The organism is Runella defluvii, assembly GCF_014195535.1.
Taxonomy (GTDB): domain Bacteria; phylum Bacteroidota; class Bacteroidia; order Cytophagales; family Spirosomataceae; genus Runella; species Runella defluvii.
The window spans coordinates 624,719-643,117 of the sequence record NZ_JACIBY010000004.1 but is presented as its reverse complement, the minus strand read 5'-3'; the positions used below and the strand labels follow the sequence as shown (position 1 = coordinate 643,117).

Genomic DNA, 18,399 nt, shown 5'->3' with positions numbered 1-18,399 from the left:
TTCAGTCCGCAATTAATTGCCGTTGCTGCGCTGCCGTTTGACAACGTTATGGCCAATGGATTCCCGCCTTGCGTGGCCGTTACCGTAAATTTATTCGTGCTCATCGGTTCGGTGGACACATGAATGCTGAACGTCATGTAATCGTCGGTGCCACTCTCAGGCGTGCCGTTGGCGTGGCAAAGTGCCGTTACCGATGGTACCGTGATTTTGCTCACATCCAATTGAACAAAGGCTGTGTCCGCACACGCCACATCGCCCGTCGTATTCACCACTACGGCATAATATTTTGACCCCGCAGTACTTAAAGCTGCGCCACTCGGCGTAAACGTCGCGCTTGTTGCACCGCTGATGGCCGTACCCAAACTGCTCGAAGTACTCGCCAATGGGCCATACCACTTATAGTCCACACCTGTGCTTGGGGTAGCTGTGAAGGCCGTCGCCGTACCACCTACGCAAATTGTTTGTTTTTGTGGGGTAGCTGAGGCTACGGGCAAAACGCAACATGCCACAGCTGCGATGGTTATCGTCGTGTCTTTGTAGCAACATTCCCCGTTATAAAAACGGATGGTGTAAGTTGCTCCCGCATTGCTAATGCCTGTCACCAAGTCTTTGGGGAAGGTGCTGCCAATCGCCGTTGCCGTGGCGTAAGTTGTGTCTCCACTCCATGCACCCATTCCCGTTTTTGTTCTATATTTATCATAAGGAGCTATCGCACTGCTCAAACTGATTTTTCCATCATTTTGAGGAACTGTTACCGCACATTTGGGGGCAGTCACAACGATTGAATTCGCCCCAATGGAAGGTTTCGTACAATAAAAACCTGCATCAAAAGTATGATTCACACTTCCTTCGCTGCCCGTGGTAAGATTAATACAAAAAGCCCCGCTGATTACTTCCGCATCGCTGTCGTTTTGGTCGTTGCCATTGTTGGCGGTAGCATCTTTGAGCGTTACGTCAAATTGACCCAAACCTGCTACCGTTAGTTTTCCACTAACCAATTGACCTTCACCAAAAACCAACTTATAAGCAGTATTTGGAAGAAGCGTGGTATCGGCACCTGTGCCTTCCCAAGTTCCCGTAATTAGGGTAGATTTTGATGAAAAATAATATTCGCCGTTTGCCCCTGTTTTGCTCGTGGCGATTTTGGTCGCGCCTTTGTAGAGCGTCACGTTGATGTCTTTCAACGCTTTTTCACACGGGTCTTGTACCCCATTTTTATTAGCATCATTCCAAACGTAGTTACCTAGTTCGAGGTAAGTAGGAATAGAACACCCTAGTTCAATATCTCCTAAGCCCGTTGATTTACCAAATAGTCCTTTATTACGTAAGCCTTGGTACACCACATAGCCTCCATTTTTAGCTCCCGTTTGGTTGTTTGCTTTAATAACTCCCCCTGCATCAAATGGATTTGACGACCAGTCCGCTGGCACATTGTAACCTCCCACGGGATCCATCGCAGTTGTCACGATTTCGCCCGAACCTGGGCGTAACGCAAGCGCTCCTAAGGCCGTTTCGGCATGGGCCAACTCCGTATTACCACCATTGTAAGACCAAGTAAGGTTTTCATCATAAAACTCCCCGAAACCTGGCCCTTGGTCATTGGTTGGGTTTGATCCCGTAGTGGGGCCTGCTTTTGCCGCGTTTTCTAAGATATACGTACCATTGGAATAATAAGCCCGTAAAAAGTCTCCCCCCGACGTCGTAGAATATAACGGTGAGTTACCAGTTGGAGCATAGTTAATACTTCCGCCGATTAATCCTGCGCGGTCCCCAAAGCCCAAAATCATTGACCCGTCAATGTCAAATTCTATATCGGTCAACATAGGCATGGGGTACGTCCAGCTATAGATATTCCCGCCCATGTCTCTTAGTGTAGCAATGTAAGTACTCCAATCATCCGTCCAAGGAAACCAACCTGTCACAGCGCGCACAGAGGGATGCGTATCTGCTGGGCCTTTGGGGTAAGTCAAAGGAAAATCAAACACAGTTGCCCAAGTTGAACCCGTCAATTTATACACGTAAGCCCGTAAATCTGATTTGTTTTGAGAAGTACTTGCATCACAAACAACGCCCACGTACGCACTTCCATCCACAATTTTCAACCCAAATGGGCGCGCTACCCCAGCTACACAGCCAGGATTCGGAATTGTATAGCCAATGGCATCGGCTGCTGTTGGTTTTGTTGTACCATTTGCATTGTAAGCAGAAATATTGACCGAATAAAGTTTCTTGTCATACACATTGACAAACCAAAGCATGTTACCATCTTCGCTCAAATCAATGTCACCAATTCCGACTTTTCCAATTTGCGAAATCACGGAAGGGTCATTAGACGCATCTGTACGGTTGGCAGGAAGAAGTCGGGCGGCATTTGAAAGCACGGGGCTTCCAGCGTCTTCGACGTCAATGCTCAAATCGTTTTTCACATTGATAAAACTACTCACTACTGGCGAAGCAGGGTTTGTCAAATCGGTTACATAAATCGCCGCAATTCCGTCAGGACCAAGTCCCGCATGTCGTTTCAAGATGGACGATTGGAATATTCGTTTGGTAAAACGGTTGTAGGCTGTTCCCCATAAAGTACCTACTTGAACGGCGTTGGCAATGTGCGACGGAGATGTGTAGCCACCGCCCGTTTGATTGGGAAGCCCTGTATTGGCATAATCAAACATAACAGTCGCATCCATCGTTCCAGCATCTCCACCTGCCAAGGGATCACCGTTGACAAAGCAAGGCACAAAAACAAGGGGGTTTGTTTGGCAATAATCGTTGGGGTCCAATACTCCTAAATCCACGTTGCAGTCGGCGGCCGTTACAAATTGTACAGTTGTCCGACCATCGGCTCCATTGACCGTTCCGTTGCCATAAATAGAGGGTAAATTGCTAAACTCGACCCGAATTGGATAACTTCCTGCGGCCAGCCCCGTAAAGACGTATTTACCGTTGAAATCGGTGGTAGTCGTACTTACCAGCGCCCCATTGCAATCGAAGGCTTTCACCGTTACTCCCTCCAACCCTTGGGTTTCACCCGTTTGTTTTATCCCGTCGGCATTGTAATCAAAAAACACGGAGCCTCCCGTTTGATTAGCCCCACAAACCAACGGTTCGCAAGCAGCTGGTGCACTGAAGGTGGTACTGGTAACCGAGCAGGAAGTCGTTGTTGAAAAATTGGCACTTACCGATAACCCACTTGCGCCATTGGCAGGAATTTCAAAAGCAATCACTTGGGGTGAAACAATGGTTTGAGAGCCTGTTGCCCCAAAACCATAATTGACACTGATTGACCCAGGCGTAATTGTTCTGGTAGCGGGTACACTTCCTGCGGGCCCCGTTACCGTGATGGTTTCGCCCGCTGGTGCGTTTTGCCATGCTACCTCGACGCTCACCGTGGCCTTGCTGCCATTGTTTTGGTAACAACCCGAAACCATCGGTTTGATAGTAATGGAGCATTGAGCCATCCCATTAGTAGTTATCCCTATTGCCAAAAAAACACTTAAAATAGAAATAGACAACGCTTGAAACTTATTCAATAGAAGCACCTTATAAGCGTCATTATCATCGAATAGGTTTGGAAAGATTGTATTCATAGTGGACTTTTTTAGTAGCACAAAAATGGTTGGTATATGATTAGCCGTAAAAGGATATAACAAATAATATACCAACCCCACTTTTTTTTGTAGCCAAGATAAAAAATATAGAATATTTATATTTTTTATTAAATAAATATAAATATTCTACCACAAAAAGTCACTAACTAAGTATATTTCAGTTGATGATTAGCATACTAACTTGAAGGTTAGTACAAAGCATCTCTTGTTTCTTCAAGCACTAAAAGACATAAAAATCAATTTTCAATGAAAAACATCCTTTTATTCAATAAAAACTAACAGTCAAATACTACCCCGTTTTGATTGGGTCTTATTGGTACTTACAAAAAAAGGCTGCCTTTTGGGCAGCCTTTTTTAAGTTGATTTAACTATCCTCTAGTTACTTTTTCACTTTACGCACCGTAAATGGCACGCAAACCTCGGCTGGACAACAGTTGGTGCCTGGTTCGATGATGACTGGGCAACAGCCGTTGGATGGACAGGTCTGGTTGGTTGCCGTGAAGGTGTAAACGCCATCTTCACTGAATAACACCACATTGCCCGTTGCTACTGCCGTTGTGCCACCGTTTTTGAACCATTGGACATTTGTTAAATTGGCAGGAACACCTACTTCTACCTTCTGACCCGCGCACAACTCAAACGGCACCGTGAAGCATTGCTGATCGATGTCATCTTCGCCACCTTTACCGTTGCCTGGCGTGCTATCTCTGTCCTTCTCGTTGGTCTTGCTGATTTCGGCCGTGTTCAAGTGAACGCCCGCTTGCGTCGCCTTCACTTGGTAACGCAACGTCACCGTGTCGCCATTCGCTGCGATGTTACCTATCGTCCACTTAATCACGTTACCACTGATGGTCGCACTGCCTCGGCTCACCACAAAACTACCGCTTACAAACTGCGCCGTGGTCGCGATGCTGTCGGTTACTTCTACGCCAGTTGCGTTTTTGTTCCATTGGTTCCACACTTTTACCGTGTAGGTAAGCACATCACCAACATGCACGATTTTGGCACTAATTGACTTTTTCAATGCCAAATCAATGGTATCAATGCAGTTTTGTGCGTTGATGTTGGCAGGAACTCGACTCGTACTGATGGCTGTCGGACAACTTGGATCTGTGCTGCGTGCTTGTGCGTAGAACACTGTGCTACCCGTTACCGTGCCAGCTGGTTTATAATTTAAGCCCGTTGATAGCAACGTTCCGCCTGTTTGCTGACTAAACCATTCTACAGTCGCCAAACCTACTACAGCCGCTTTCAAGGTCGGGAAAGTATCACCGATACAAGCCGTCATACTTGGTGCTAACAATACAGGGACTGGCGGGTTACAGTTACAATTAGGCCCAATAATGGTCGTATCGGCTTTACACAAAGCACTCAAACTATCCGTGATGATTAAACTAGCACCCGATGGAATACCTGTTACAGTATATGGATTATTGCCCGTCAATGTCCCTTTGTTCACCTTCACGATGCCCATTTTGTTGTTTACCGTAAACTTAATGCTGTAGGTTTGCACGTCCTGCGAACACAACGGTGCCTCGGTTACAATCACGCTTGATTTCACACAAGGTACAATCAAACCTGCATCCACCGTCAAGTTATCTTTCGCAATACCTGTACCTAATGCGTCGATTGGCACCACTTGACTCCGTCCTGTCGTTGGCCCAAAATCACTGTCTTTGGTGTCATCCACACCTTCGTTTTGCTTACTTGTGATTTTGCACGTATCGGCCAAACTCGAAAGAACAAGTTGCACAAAATAATTGCCGCTCGACAGGTTGGTAAACAAATATTTACCCGTAGCATCCGTCGTATCTTTGGCTACCAAAACAGGTGTTGGAGTCGTGACACCTTCCAAGCGGTATAGCTCTAGGATTACTCCAGCCACTCCTTTTTCCGCTGGCAAATCTTGAACACCATTGTTATTCACATCCTTCCAAACGAAATCGCCGATTGAACCTTTCGGAGAATACAAGCCTGCGTCAATCGTTGGGTTATCTTTCGCAATGCCTGTTCCCAAAGCATCTATCGTTGCCACTTGGCTCAAACCTGTCGTTGGGTTAAAGTCAGAATCTTTCGTATCGTCGCCGCCCAAGTCTTGCTTGCTGCTAATCACGCAACCCGCTGGTAAACTCGTCGTCACAATCTTCACTTGGTACGTTCCTGAATTCAAGTTAGAGAACAAGTACAAACCTTGTGCATCCGTCGTGTCGGTCGCCAATACGGCGCTGGTTGTTGAATTCAACAACTGAACGATTACGCCCGCCACCGCTGGTTCGCCCGAATCTTGGACACCGTTGTTGTTTTGGTCTTTCCAAACGTAATCCCCAATCGAACCCTTCGGCGAATACAAGCCCGCGTCAACCGTCATGTTGTCTTTCGCAATGCCTGTTCCCAAAGCATCTATCGTTACCACTTGACTCAAACCTGTCGTTGGGTTAAAATCAGAATCTTTCGTATCGTCGCCGCCCAAATCTTGCTTGCTGCTAATCACACAACCCGCTGGTAAACTCGTCGTCACGATTTTTACTTGGTACGTTCCTGAATTTAGGTTCGAGAACAAGTACAATCCTTGCACATCCGTCGTGTCTGTGGCCAATACGGCGCTCGTCGTTGGGTTCAACAATTGAACTATCACTCCCGCTACCGCTGGTTCGCCTGAATCTTGGACACCGTTGTTGTTTTGGTCTTTCCAAACATAATCCCCAATCGAACCTTTTGGAGAATACAAGCCCGCATCTATCGTTGGGTTGTCTTTCGCAATGCCTGTTCCCAAAGCATCTATAGTCACCACTTGACTCAAACCAGTCGTTGGGTTAAAGTCAGAATCTTTCGTATCGTCACCACCCAAATCTTGCTTGCTGCTAATCACACAACCCGCTGGCAGGCTAGTTGTCACAATTTTAACTTGGTACGTTCCTGAATTCAAGTTAGAGAACAAGTACAATCCTTGCGCATCCGTCGTGTCAGTCGCTAAAACTGCGCTGGTTGTTGAGTTCAACAATTGAACAATCACGCCCGCCACCGCTGGTTCGCCTGAGTCTTGAACGCCGTTGTTGTTTTGGTCTTTCCAAACGTAGTCGCCAATACTGCCTTTCGGAGAATACAAGCCTGCGTCAACCGTTGGGTTATCTTTCGCAATGCCTGTTCCCAAAGCATCTATCGTCACGACTTGGCTCAAACCTGTCGTTGGGTTAAAGTCCGAATCTTTCGTATCGTCGCCGCCCAAATCTTGCTTGCTGCTGATTACACAACCTGCTGGCAAACTCGTTGTCACAATCTTCACTTGGTATGTACCTGAGTTCAAGTTCGGGAACAAGTACAAACCTTGTGCGTCCGTCGTGTCAGTCGCCAATACGGCGCTGGTTGTTGAATTCAACAATTGAACGATTACGCCCGCCACCGCTGGTTCGCCTGACTCTTGAACGCCATTGTTATTCTGGTCTTTCCAAACATAATCACCAATCGAACCTTTAGGCGAGTACAAGCCCGCATCTATCGTTGGGTTGTCTTTCGCAATGCCTGTTCCCAAAGCGTCAATTGTTACCACTTGACTCAAACCTGTCGTTGGATTAAAGTCAGAATCTTTCGTGTCGTCACCGCCTAAATCTTGCTTGCTGCTAATCACGCAACCCGCTGGCAAACTCGTCGTTACAATCTTCACTTGGTATGTGCCTGAGTTCAAATTAGAGAACAAATACAAACCATTCACATCCGTCGTGTCAGTTGCCAATACGGCGCTGGTTGTTGAATTTAACAATTGAACAATTACGCCCGCCACCGCTGGTTCGCCTGAGTCTTGAACGCCGTTGTTGTTTTGGTCTTTCCAAACGTAGTCGCCAATACTGCCTTTCGGAGAATACAAGCCTGCGTCAACCGTTGGGTTATCTTTCGCAATGCCTGTTCCCAAAGCATCTATCGTCACGACTTGGCTCAAACCTGTCGTTGGGTTAAAGTCCGAATCTTTCGTATCGTCGCCGCCCAAATCTTGCTTGCTGCTAATCACACAACCCGCTGGCAAACTCGTTGTCACAATCTTCACTTGGTACGTACCTGAGTTTAGGTTCGGGAACAAGTACAATCCTTGCACATCCGTTGTGTCAGTTGCCAATACGGCGCTGGTTGTTGAATTCAACAATTGAACGATTACGCCTGCCACCGCTGGTTCGCCTGAATCTTGAACGCCGTTGTTGTTTTGGTCTTTCCATACGTAGTCGCCAATACTGCCTTTTGGTGAATACAAGCCCGCGTCAACCGTCATGTTGTCTTTCGCAATGCCCGTTCCCAAAGCATCTATCGTCACGACTTGGCTCAAACCAGTCGTTGGGTTAAAGTCCGAATCTTTCGTATCGTCGCCGCCCAAATCTTGCTTGCTGCTAATCACGCAACCTGCTGGCAAACTCGTCGTAACAATTTTCACTTGGTACGTTCCCGAGTTTAGGTTCGAGAACAAATACAAACCTTGCGCATCCGTCGTGTCAGTTGCCAATACGGCGCTGGTGGTTGAATTCAACAATTGAACGATTACGCCCGCCACCGCTGGTTCGCCTGAATCTTGAACGCCGTTGTTATTTTGATCTTTCCATACGTAGTCGCCAATACTGCCTTTTGGCGAATACAAGCCTGCGTCAACCGTCATGTTGTCTTTCGCAATGCCCGTTCCCAAAGCATCTATCGTCACGACTTGGCTCAAACCAGTCGTTGGGTTAAAGTCCGAATCTTTCGTATCGTCGCCGCCCAAATCTTGCTTGCTGCTAATCACGCAACCTGCTGGCAAACTCGTCGTAACAATTTTCACTTGGTACGTTCCCGAGTTTAGGTTCGAGAACAAATACAAACCTTGCGCATCCGTCGTGTCAGTTGCCAATACGGCGCTGGTGGTTGAATTCAACAATTGAACGATTACGCCCGCCACCGCTGGTTCGCCTGAATCTTGAACACCGTTGTTATTTTGATCTTTCCATACGTAGTCGCCAATACTGCCTTTTGGCGAATACAAGCCTGCGTCAACCGTTGGGTTGTCTTTGGCAATACCCGTTCCCAAAGCGTCAATCGTTACCACTTGGCTCAAACCTGTCGTTGGGTTAAAGTCAGAATCTTTCGTATCGTCGCCGCCCAAATCTTGCTTGCTGCTAATCACACAGCCCGCTGGCAAACTCGTCGTCACAATCTTCACTTGGTACGTTCCTGAGTTTAGGTTCGAGAACAAGTACAAACCTTGCGCATCCGTCGTGTCAGTTGCCAATACGGCGCTGGTTGTTGCGTTCAACAATTGAACAATCACGCCTGCTACCGCTGGTTCGCCTGACTCTTGGACGCCGTTGTTGTTTTGGTCTTTCCAAACATAGTCCCCAATCGAACCTTTAGGAGAGTACAAACCTGCATCTATCGTTGGGTTGTCTTTGGCAAGACCTCCATTTACAGGATCTAACTTCACTACACTGCTCAAACCGTTTGTGCCAAAATCATTATCAGTCACATCTGGCCCAAGGTCTTTTTGAGAACTTATCACGCAGCTATCGGGCAAGGTACTCAACACCAACTGAACGATGTAATCACCTTTAGGCAAGTTTTTAAACTCATATTTACCTCCCGTTGCCGTTACGGTAGAATCCAACTTAGCTACAGGATTACCGCTGGCGTTGGCAGACCACAATATCATTTTCACGCCATTTACTCCTGGCTCACCGCTATCCTGCTGGCCATTATTGTTTAGGTCTTTCCAAACAAAATCACCAATTGAACCCACAGTTGAGTTAAATCCAGCATCGAAGGTGTGATTTGCCCCTGCATTTGGGGTAGTTTCACAAATCACAGGATAACCTTGGAGAGCCACAGGAGCAGTGTTGGTAGCAATGGCAAAATCGCTGTCGTTTTGGTCATTGCCCCCGTCAGTTGTGCTGTTAAGTTTGGTCAACTGATAGCCAACTCCACCCACCGTTAATGAACCTGTAGTCGTGTTAAATTTGCTATCTTCTTTTCCAATTACGATGTAATATTGGGTATTAGGTTGTGGCCCTAAAACATTGGGCTTCGCGGCACCTAAAGTATCCACGACGTTGGTCGCATCAAAATAATACTCACCCAGCGCGTTGGTTGTATCTTTGGCTAAGAAATTACCCAATTTATCATAGAGACTCACCACCACATTGGCAATACCAGGTTCATTGCAAGGGTCTTGCACTCCGTCTTTGTCGGTATCAATCCACAAGCGGTTCCCAATTTGTACGGGGGCAACATCACAAAGCGCTTCCAAATCTCCCAAGGCAATGGCCTTACTAAAGAAGGTTGTGCTCATTGTCACGGGAGTCACTTGGTATCTTCTGGCGCTGTTACCGTTGGTATTGTTGAAATACGTTACCCCCGATGACACTACGTCAAAAGGATCTAGCACAGTTACTGCCAACTCATTACGTCCTGCGATAAATGCCATCCCTCCATAGCTGGTTTCTAAGTGATCCGTCTGGTAATTATCACCCGAATAGAACTCTCCCCCACCTGGGCCTTGGTTGTTACCTACGCCTCCCGCTGAGGTATTGGTACCCACTTTACCATTGCTTTCGAGGGTAAAATTACCTGCCTTGGCATCTGCTCTCAGCACATCCCCCGCAATGGTGGAACGAATGGTAGCAGTTCCGTACGTTTTGTAATTTCTATCGCCTGATTGGTGTCCAAAACGGTCAAAAAAGCCCAATACCATGTCTCCATCTTCCAAAAATTCAATGTCTGACAACACAGGTTGAGGATATACCGTGAAAATATCCACATTAAATGCTTTGTCAATCGCTCCCGTCCATGCTTGCCATCTTACAACAGGTTCTTGACTATAAGGGCGGCCGTGTGTGTAAGTAAGCGGCACGGTCAAGACTGGGGTAAAAATGGTAGAACCATCGTCTGTCAACTCATAGACAATGCTTTTTAGCTGTTCTTTGTCTTGGGTCAATTCGGCAGGACAAGTAGTTCCTACATATACTTTTCCATTGTGGTATTTCAACGCAAACGGATAAGCCCTGTCTTCAAACTTCGCACCCGCTACTGACCAAATTTTAATCCCACTCAAAATCGCGTTGGCATCTCCTCCTGGCAAGTCACTAATGGTAATATCCAAGCGATCATCGGCGACGACCACGTTGTTGAACATTTGTGAAACACTCGCATTAGCCGCTATTGCTAGGGTTTGAGCCGTTGCCTCTACGGTATTGGTCTGGTTTCTTGCTGCCGTATTGTTACCAAAGTACAGTTGGACATTGTATGTACCATTGGGAAGGCTAATTTTATACTGAAAGCCTGCGCCATTGCGGAACGTCGAATAAGCCGCGCCAGAACGTCCTGAACTAGTAGTAACCCCTCCTGAGAAAAATTCGTCGCCCGCGAAACCATTAATCAATGCGCCATTAACGTTGCCTCCAGCTTTGATGTATAAGGTATCGTAGCTACTTCCGCACGCTTTGGGAATGTTAAAGGTTGTCAAAGCGCCTGCCGAGCCGTTGGTATTGATGGCAATTTTATGCAATTGACTTCCTTTTGGATTTACCACCCAAAGGGCTGAGTTATCGTCTGAAATATCAATGTCACCTACCCCTACCTTTCCAATCAATGGGAACGTGGTAGCGTCATTACTAGGGGCAGTAGGAACGCCTAATCCACGGGCAGCATCGTCACCAATGGTACCAAAATCTAAATTGTAAGGTGCTTTGGTCAAATCAGCCCAAACGCTGTTGGTAAAGGCAGACCCATAAGGATTAGAAGTTTGCCAAATGATTCCTAAATCGCCTTGGTTGTCTCCATCTGTGTCTTTCAAACCTGCATGTCGTTTTAGGAAAGACCCCGAGAATAACTGTTTTGTCTCGTTGTTATAAGCCGTACTCCAAACCGAACCAAATTCGCCTTTGCTGGACAAATATTGGGGTTGAGGCGTCGAACCAGAAGTATTGTAGTTAAACTTCACCAAGACTTCCAATGGATTAACCCCATTGCCTGATGCTCCGTTGACAAAGCAAGTAGTAGCCATCAAAGGACTTGCCTGACAATAATCGTGCAAGCCCGTCAATCCCAAATCAACCGTGCAATTAGGCGCGATTACAAACTGTACATCCGTACGGCCATCCACCCCATTGTACGTTGGGCGTGCCCACGCAGGGAACGTAGCGCGGACAAATTCAATGCGTACGGTATCGTTGGCCGACGTGACGTTAGTCAAGGTATAACGCCCACGATAGTCGGTGACAGCGGAGTCAATTTTCACACCCGCACAGTTAAAAGCATAAACTTTAATGCCTGCAAAACCCAGTGAATCGGTTGTATTGAAAACTCCGTTGTTGTTAAAATCGTTGAAAACCGTTCCGCCAATTGTGTTGGTACAAGGAGGCGCAGGACACAATACCGTATTTACTTTGAAGGTAGTGTCTTTAAAACAAGTGTTCGCCCCCTTGAAAACCCGCACCGTAACAGTACTACCTGCCGTTTGATTGTTTAACGTAAACGAACCTGTGAAAGCCGTCGCCGATGCGTAGGCTGTAGAGGTGCCAATCGCGTATTTGTCGCCGTTAGAGGTAATTGTTACGGAAGCATTGTTTTGCACAACCCCGTTTGTACAAGTAGCATTTACCTGCGTAAAGGCCGTGAATAAAGGTTTGACACAAGCAGGTACAAAACCAGCGTCAAAGGTATGATTTGCGCCCGAGCTTGGGGTAGCTTCACAAATAACGGGGAAGCCTTGCAACGCCAACGGAGCAAGATTATCTGCCAGCTCGAAATCGCTGTCGTTTTGGTCGTTACCACTGTTTTGGGTGCTGTTCGCAATCGTCAATTCGTATTTTTGACCCGTACTCAACGTAAGTATGCCGTCAGTTCGGTCGAACTGCGCACCCGTTCCGATGGTTTCTTTCCCAATCACGATATAGTATTGGGTATTAGGTTGTGGTCCTCTGAAATTAGGTTTGGCCAAACCTACCGTGTCCACCACGTTGGTTGCGTCGAAGTAATATTCTCCCAGGGCGTTGGTTGTATCTTTGGCAATGAAATTCCCTACTTTGTCATAAAGACTCACGACCACGTTGGCAATGCCAGGCTCGTTGCAAGGATCTTGCACCCCGTCTTTGTCTATATCAACCCACAGGCGGTTACCAATTTGAACGGGTTGCGGGTTACACTGGAGTTCCAAATCACCCAAGGCATAACCTTTACCAAAAGAAGCTACCCCGCCGCTGTAAATTGTATAAGCTTTGTCGGCCAAACCTGTGGTATTATTGAGCCAAATTGCCCCACCTGAGTAAATCGTATTGTTGGCATCCATAGCGGCCATAATTACTTGACCAGAGCCTGGCAAGAGTGCCAAACTACCCATGCTGCGCTCGTCGTGGTTGCTCATCCACGTATCACCAAAATAGAACTCTTTGCCTCCGCGTCCTTGTCCGTTAGGGGCATAAAGCGAAGATGCATTGTAATTCTGCTGGGCGGTTGTACCACCCACCGTCAATGGCCCTACTTTACCATCATTCTCAATTTCATAAACGCCGTTGTTATTATACGCACGCATCACGTCACCACCCGTTACGCCTTGTTCGGCCAAAACGCCGTTGGGGAAGTTGTTGGCTTCACCCGTTTGGTGTCCCCAACGATCCAAAAATCCTAAAATCATGGAACCATCCACGTCAAATTCAATGTCTGACAACACAGGTTGTGGATACAAATCGTGCAAGCCTGTCTGAACCGCCACCGTAAAATCATCTGTCCAAGGATTCCAATGCGACTGTTTGTCTAAGTCACTACCTGTTGTGGCAGTGTACGAAGTTGCAGCCCCACGATCAAAGTCCAATTTAAAATTAAGTACTTGACTGAATGTACCCGTAGCAGGCGTAAACTCATAAACCACGGCTTTGAGGTCGCTGCGTTGTTGCGAAGTAGCAGCATCACAGACACCACCCACATACACTTTTCCACGGTAAGTTTTGGTTGCCCAAGGCCGCCATTCGCCACCCACACAACCAGGTGTAGGAATCACCCAGCTCGTTACGTTGCCCGCCGTTGGGTTTGTCGTAGGTACGCGGTAGAGTTTTTTGGTGGCTAAGTTAATGGTATAAAGAAACTCTTCATCTTCGGTAATGTCAATGTCGCCAAGGCTTACTTTTCCAATTTGGGCAAAAGCAGTGGCATCGGTATTGGGTGAACCTGCGGCCGTATTTACACCACGGGTCGCGTTGTCGGCAATGCTGCCTGTGCTTTCGACCGTATTCATGTCAAAAAACAACGTACCATTGAGTCCCGCCGCATCGGGATTAATTTGATAAATAGCCCCTCCGCCGTTTGGCCCCATGGCCGAGTGGCGTTTGAGGAAGGCTGCGGCAAACAGGCGGCTGGTGGATTTTTGATACGCAATCCCCCAAGTTGTCCCAATCTGATTGGTATTTGACAACTGTTTTTTGTTGGCATTTGCCCCTGCACTTGTTACATCGTACGAGAAGCGAATCAGCGCGTCGCCCGTCGCAGTGGTAGCTCCATTGACGTGGCAAGGAACCATCACAAACGGGTTGGTCTGGCAATAGTCGGTTGTTAACCCTAAATCCACCGTACAATTTGGGGCAATGACAAACTGCACATCCGTACGTCCATCCACACCGTTGTAAGTAGGTTTAGCCCAAGTAGGGAACGTAGCGCGGACAAACTCAATGCGAACGGTGTCGTTGGCCGCAGTGACGTTGGTCAAGGTATAACGCCCACGGTAGTCAGTGGTGGCGGAGTCAATTTTCACACCCGCACAGTTGAAAGCATATACTTTGATACCCGCAAAGCCCAATGAATCAGTTGTATTGAATACGCCGTTGTTGTTAAAATCGTTGAAAACCGTTCCTCCAATGGTATTGGTACAAGGAGGAGCGGGACAAAGTTTTTGGTTGACCAAAATGGTTGTATCGCGGTAGCAAGCATCGGCTCCGTTGAAAATACGGAACGTGAGCAGCGAACCAGCAGTGAGATTATTGGCAGTAAATGAGCCTGTGAAAGTTGTGGCGGCAGCGTATAGCGTTGAAGTACCAAGAGCGTATTTATCACCCGTGGCGGTCACCGTTACCGAAGCATTATTATTGACAACGACTCCTGAACAAGTTGCCGTTACTTGGGCAATGTTTGTTACTGCTGGCAAACACGAGCGATAGCCCACATCAAAGCTGTGGTCGGTAGCGCCTATATCGCCCGTAGTAAAAGCGATTTGACCATTTGTACCCGCGTCGGAGTCAATCAAATCGTTGCTACCTGCGTTGAGCGTCGTGATTGAATTAGTCCCTACCGCCGTCGGGAATTTTACTATATAATTGGTATTAGGCTGTAAGTTTATGCCATATTTAGCCGAGCTGGTATTCGTGCCCGTTGCCGAAGAGAAGTAATAGTTTCCATTGGCATCGGTAAGCACCGAGTCTATTTTGACCCCATTCGCATCGCATAAGATTACTTTTACGTTGGCCAACCCCAACTCTCCCGCGTCTTGAAAACCATCCGCGTCGGTATCCTGCCACACGCGATTTCCGATTTCAATGGGAGCAAACGCCCCCGTCAGTTCAAGGTCGCCCAAGCCAATGGCTTTACCGAGGGCAGTATTAGTACCTCCAGGTACAGTACCATTACCATAAAGCCGATAAGCCCCCGAGGCGGCGCCGCTAGAGGTCGAAAATTTCACTACCCCCCCTGTCACGTAAGCGTCAGGATCCATGACAGTCAACAGCACGTTACCCGTTCCTTTCAGTACTGCCATTGCGCCCATTGACGTTTCGGCATGAATACCAAAGGCTTCTGCATTAAAAAATTCGCCTCCGCCAGGCCCTTGTGCATTACCAACCCCTCCCGAATACTGCTCCCCATTGATGGAGTTGTAACGTCCGTTGCTCTCCAACGTGAATGCTTCGGTTTGGCAATTTAATCCCGCTACTTGTATATCTCCCCCCGAAGTACCGTACCTGATTTCGGTACTTGTCGAAAGAAAACGGTAATTGTTAGCCCCTAATTGATGTCCCGCTCGGTCTGAAAAAGTAAGCAACATATCCCCCCTATCCGAAAACTCAATATCACTTAATATCGGTTGTGGATAGGCCAAGTTGGCCGCACCATTCCAAATAACGTCACCTGCTCGGTGGGTCCAAGGATACCAACGATTGTCGCCAGTTGTACTGGTAGTTGTTCCTTTGGTAAAATTGAGAGGATAATCCAACAAAGGCGTGTTGTTGAACGTAAGATTTCCAGTTGGGTCGTTAACCTCAAAAACATACGCACGTACATCAGAGGCACCATTGATGGTGATACTCCCGCCATTCTCACCCGTCGAAACGGCTCCTACGTATAATTTTCCACGGAAATACTTTAATGCCCAAGGGCGTAGCAGCCCGTTGTTGACAGTTATGTTTGGCAAACTATATTCTACTACTTCCGTAAAAGTCGTGGGATTGGCTGGATTGTCAAATTTCATGCGTAAGAGTTTACGCGAGTACAAATTGACCACAAAAAGGTATTGTTCATCTTCACTAATTTCCAAATCTCCTAATCCTACTTTACCTACTTGGTCAAACGCAGCGGGGTCGTAGGTAGGCGTAGTTGGCGTACCTGTCAGGCCGCGTTGGGCATTGGTACCCATTACCCCTAGCCCTTCTGGAAGCCCTGACACGGGGTCGGTACTTCCAAGAAAACTCACCGATACCCCCGTATTGGCCACTGCGGGCGACCCTGCCGTAGCGGTAGCAAGTGCATAGCTGGTGCTACTTCCATAGGCAGGTGCGGTAGCCGCAGCACGCGTACGAAACCCATTTTTGTCTAAGTCGTACAAAGAATCGGCCACAAAAGTGGCTTCATCAATGATATAAATTCCACCAGTACCGAGTTGCCCCAATCCAACGTGCCGCTTTATCAAGGCCGAGGTAAATATTTTTTTTGCTTTACGGCTGTATGCTACCCCCCAAGTAGCCCCAATCATGTAGCCATTGAGTTTTTTGGAAGGAGGGGTAGTACTACCCGTGCTGTTGTACGGAAAGCCCACAAACCATTCACTCGCTCCCGATGCTCCCCCCGATGCAACGGGGTCGCCGTGTACATAACAAGGGACATACACCATGGAGTTTGCAACGCCAAGGTTAAAGTCATTGGGATAATACAATCCAAAATTGACATTGGTACTGTTGCCTTTGGCAAATTGCACGGAGCTTCCGTACGTAGCCCCTCCCAATGCAGAGAAATCCAACGAGTCGATGGCGCATTGACCCGATGTAGGAACCACAAACTCTACCCGAACATCGCCCGTGCTACAACCCGCCACACTGTAGTTGGGGGCAGTATTGCCTGACGTGGTAGCTGTACCACAGAGCACACCAGAACCTGAACTGGTGTTGTACACATTGACAACAACCCCTGGTATCAGCGGCTCGTTGGTGTCGCGCGTGCCATTTCCGTTAAAATCTCGAAATACAGTACCTCTCACCTGGGCATATCCTTGTAAACAGGATAACGTTAAGCCCAAAGCAAAAAGGAGAGGCACCACGAAGCGGCAGGGAGTAAAAGCTATTTTCATAACCAAAATTTGATTTAGGATGCGGACTGCTCGAGTTTGAGTTTTCAGCTAAACAGAAACAATTAGTGTGCCAATCCTTTAGGGATATTCAATATTTATTTTGGGACACAGAAATAGCTCAATGGTACTCAAAAGCACCAAATATGCGAACAAAAAACTTTAAACAAAGAAGAAACAGTACCAATCAAAATCCTGATAATCAAATTATTATCCAAACAAAAAAGAAGATTAAAAAAAATAAATATGTCTAATAACAAGACAAATATGGAGGTATAAATTAAAAGAAAACTTGGAATACAAAACTTTCAATATGGTATATAATGTCGCCGAAAACACGGGTTACGTCGTGTTTCAAAATACCACTAAAAGACATAAAATTTATCCAACTCCTACGACTACTTCGGTGGTCAATAGGGAGCGAGCACGCCCGCGAAATGTACCCGATAAAGGAGCGATGGACTGAGGCTCTCCCGACGCTGCCAAATACACGTGATTGTTCCCAACGGCTTGTCCTTCAGTAGGGTCAAAACCACGCCATCCTGCCCCAGGCAAATACACTTCCGCCCAAGCATGTAAATCATTCTCTTGCAGGATATTACCATACAAATACCCGCTTACAAAACGTGCCGCCAAGCCGATACTTCGACAACAAGCCACAAACAGTTGCGCAAAGTCCCGACAAGACCCTTTTCGGCCAATCAAGGTGTGTTCGGGCGACATAGGAGCGCCTACTTCGCGGCGTTCATAAACATAGTCTTGGGCGATGGTTCGACAAAGCGTGGTCAAAAAAGGAACAGTCATCCACCGTACTGAAGCGGCTGTATGACGGGCATACTGTTCGACATACGTAGTCACCCCTTCTCGTACAAGATACGGTTGTAAATATTTTTTTAGGGAAGCAGAATAATGAAACGGCAAGCGCTCGGTTTCAAACGGAAATAAAACAAATCCGAAGGGATTAAAGGCATTGGAAACCAAGGTCATTTCCACCGAAATCGACAATCGGTCGGTCATTTCTCGAAAATAGGCGATTTGTTGGTGATTTCCCTCTGCGTCAACATTTTGTACCAGCATACTGGGCGTAGGCTCTATCACCATCGAATACCCAAGTAGGCGCTGATGCGGAGAGGCTTTCGGTTGCAGATAAATGGTGTGAGCGTCGAGGCTAACGGCTTCGGAATACGAATAAGAGAGTTTATGCAAAACGTGTATATTCATAACAATGTACCCTGAGTTGGAAAGGCATAT

At 47.2% G+C, this 18,399-nt stretch carries 3 protein-coding genes; all 3 read right to left on the bottom strand.

The annotated features are described in order from the left end of the window. A partial coding sequence (locus FHS57_RS12625; protein WP_183974109.1) for an SdrD B-like domain-containing protein occupies window positions 1-3,587 on the bottom strand: 3,587 nt, incomplete at its 3' end. Window positions 3,588-3,987: 400 nt separating this feature from the next. After that, entirely contained in the window at window positions 3,988-17,151 is a 13,164-nt protein-coding gene (locus FHS57_RS12620) for an SdrD B-like domain-containing protein (RefSeq protein WP_183974107.1), read from the bottom strand. 378 nt (window positions 17,152-17,529) lie between these two features. Beyond that, the gene (locus FHS57_RS12615; RefSeq protein ID WP_183974105.1) at window positions 17,530-18,369 is read right to left on the bottom strand and encodes a transglutaminase family protein; all 840 of its coding nucleotides are present in this window, start codon (window positions 18,367-18,369) and stop codon (window positions 17,530-17,532) included. Between the last annotated feature and the right edge of the window lie 30 nt (window positions 18,370-18,399).

Bases quoted from the DNA above. Each gene is read 5' to 3' on its own strand.
- FHS57_RS12620 (WP_183974107.1), bottom strand. From the start codon at position 17,151: ATGAAAATAGCTTTTACTCCCTGCCGCTTCGTGGTGCCTCTCCTTTTT.
- FHS57_RS12615 (WP_183974105.1), bottom strand. From the start codon at position 18,369: ATGAATATACACGTTTTGCATAAACTCTCTTATTCGTATTCCGAAGCC.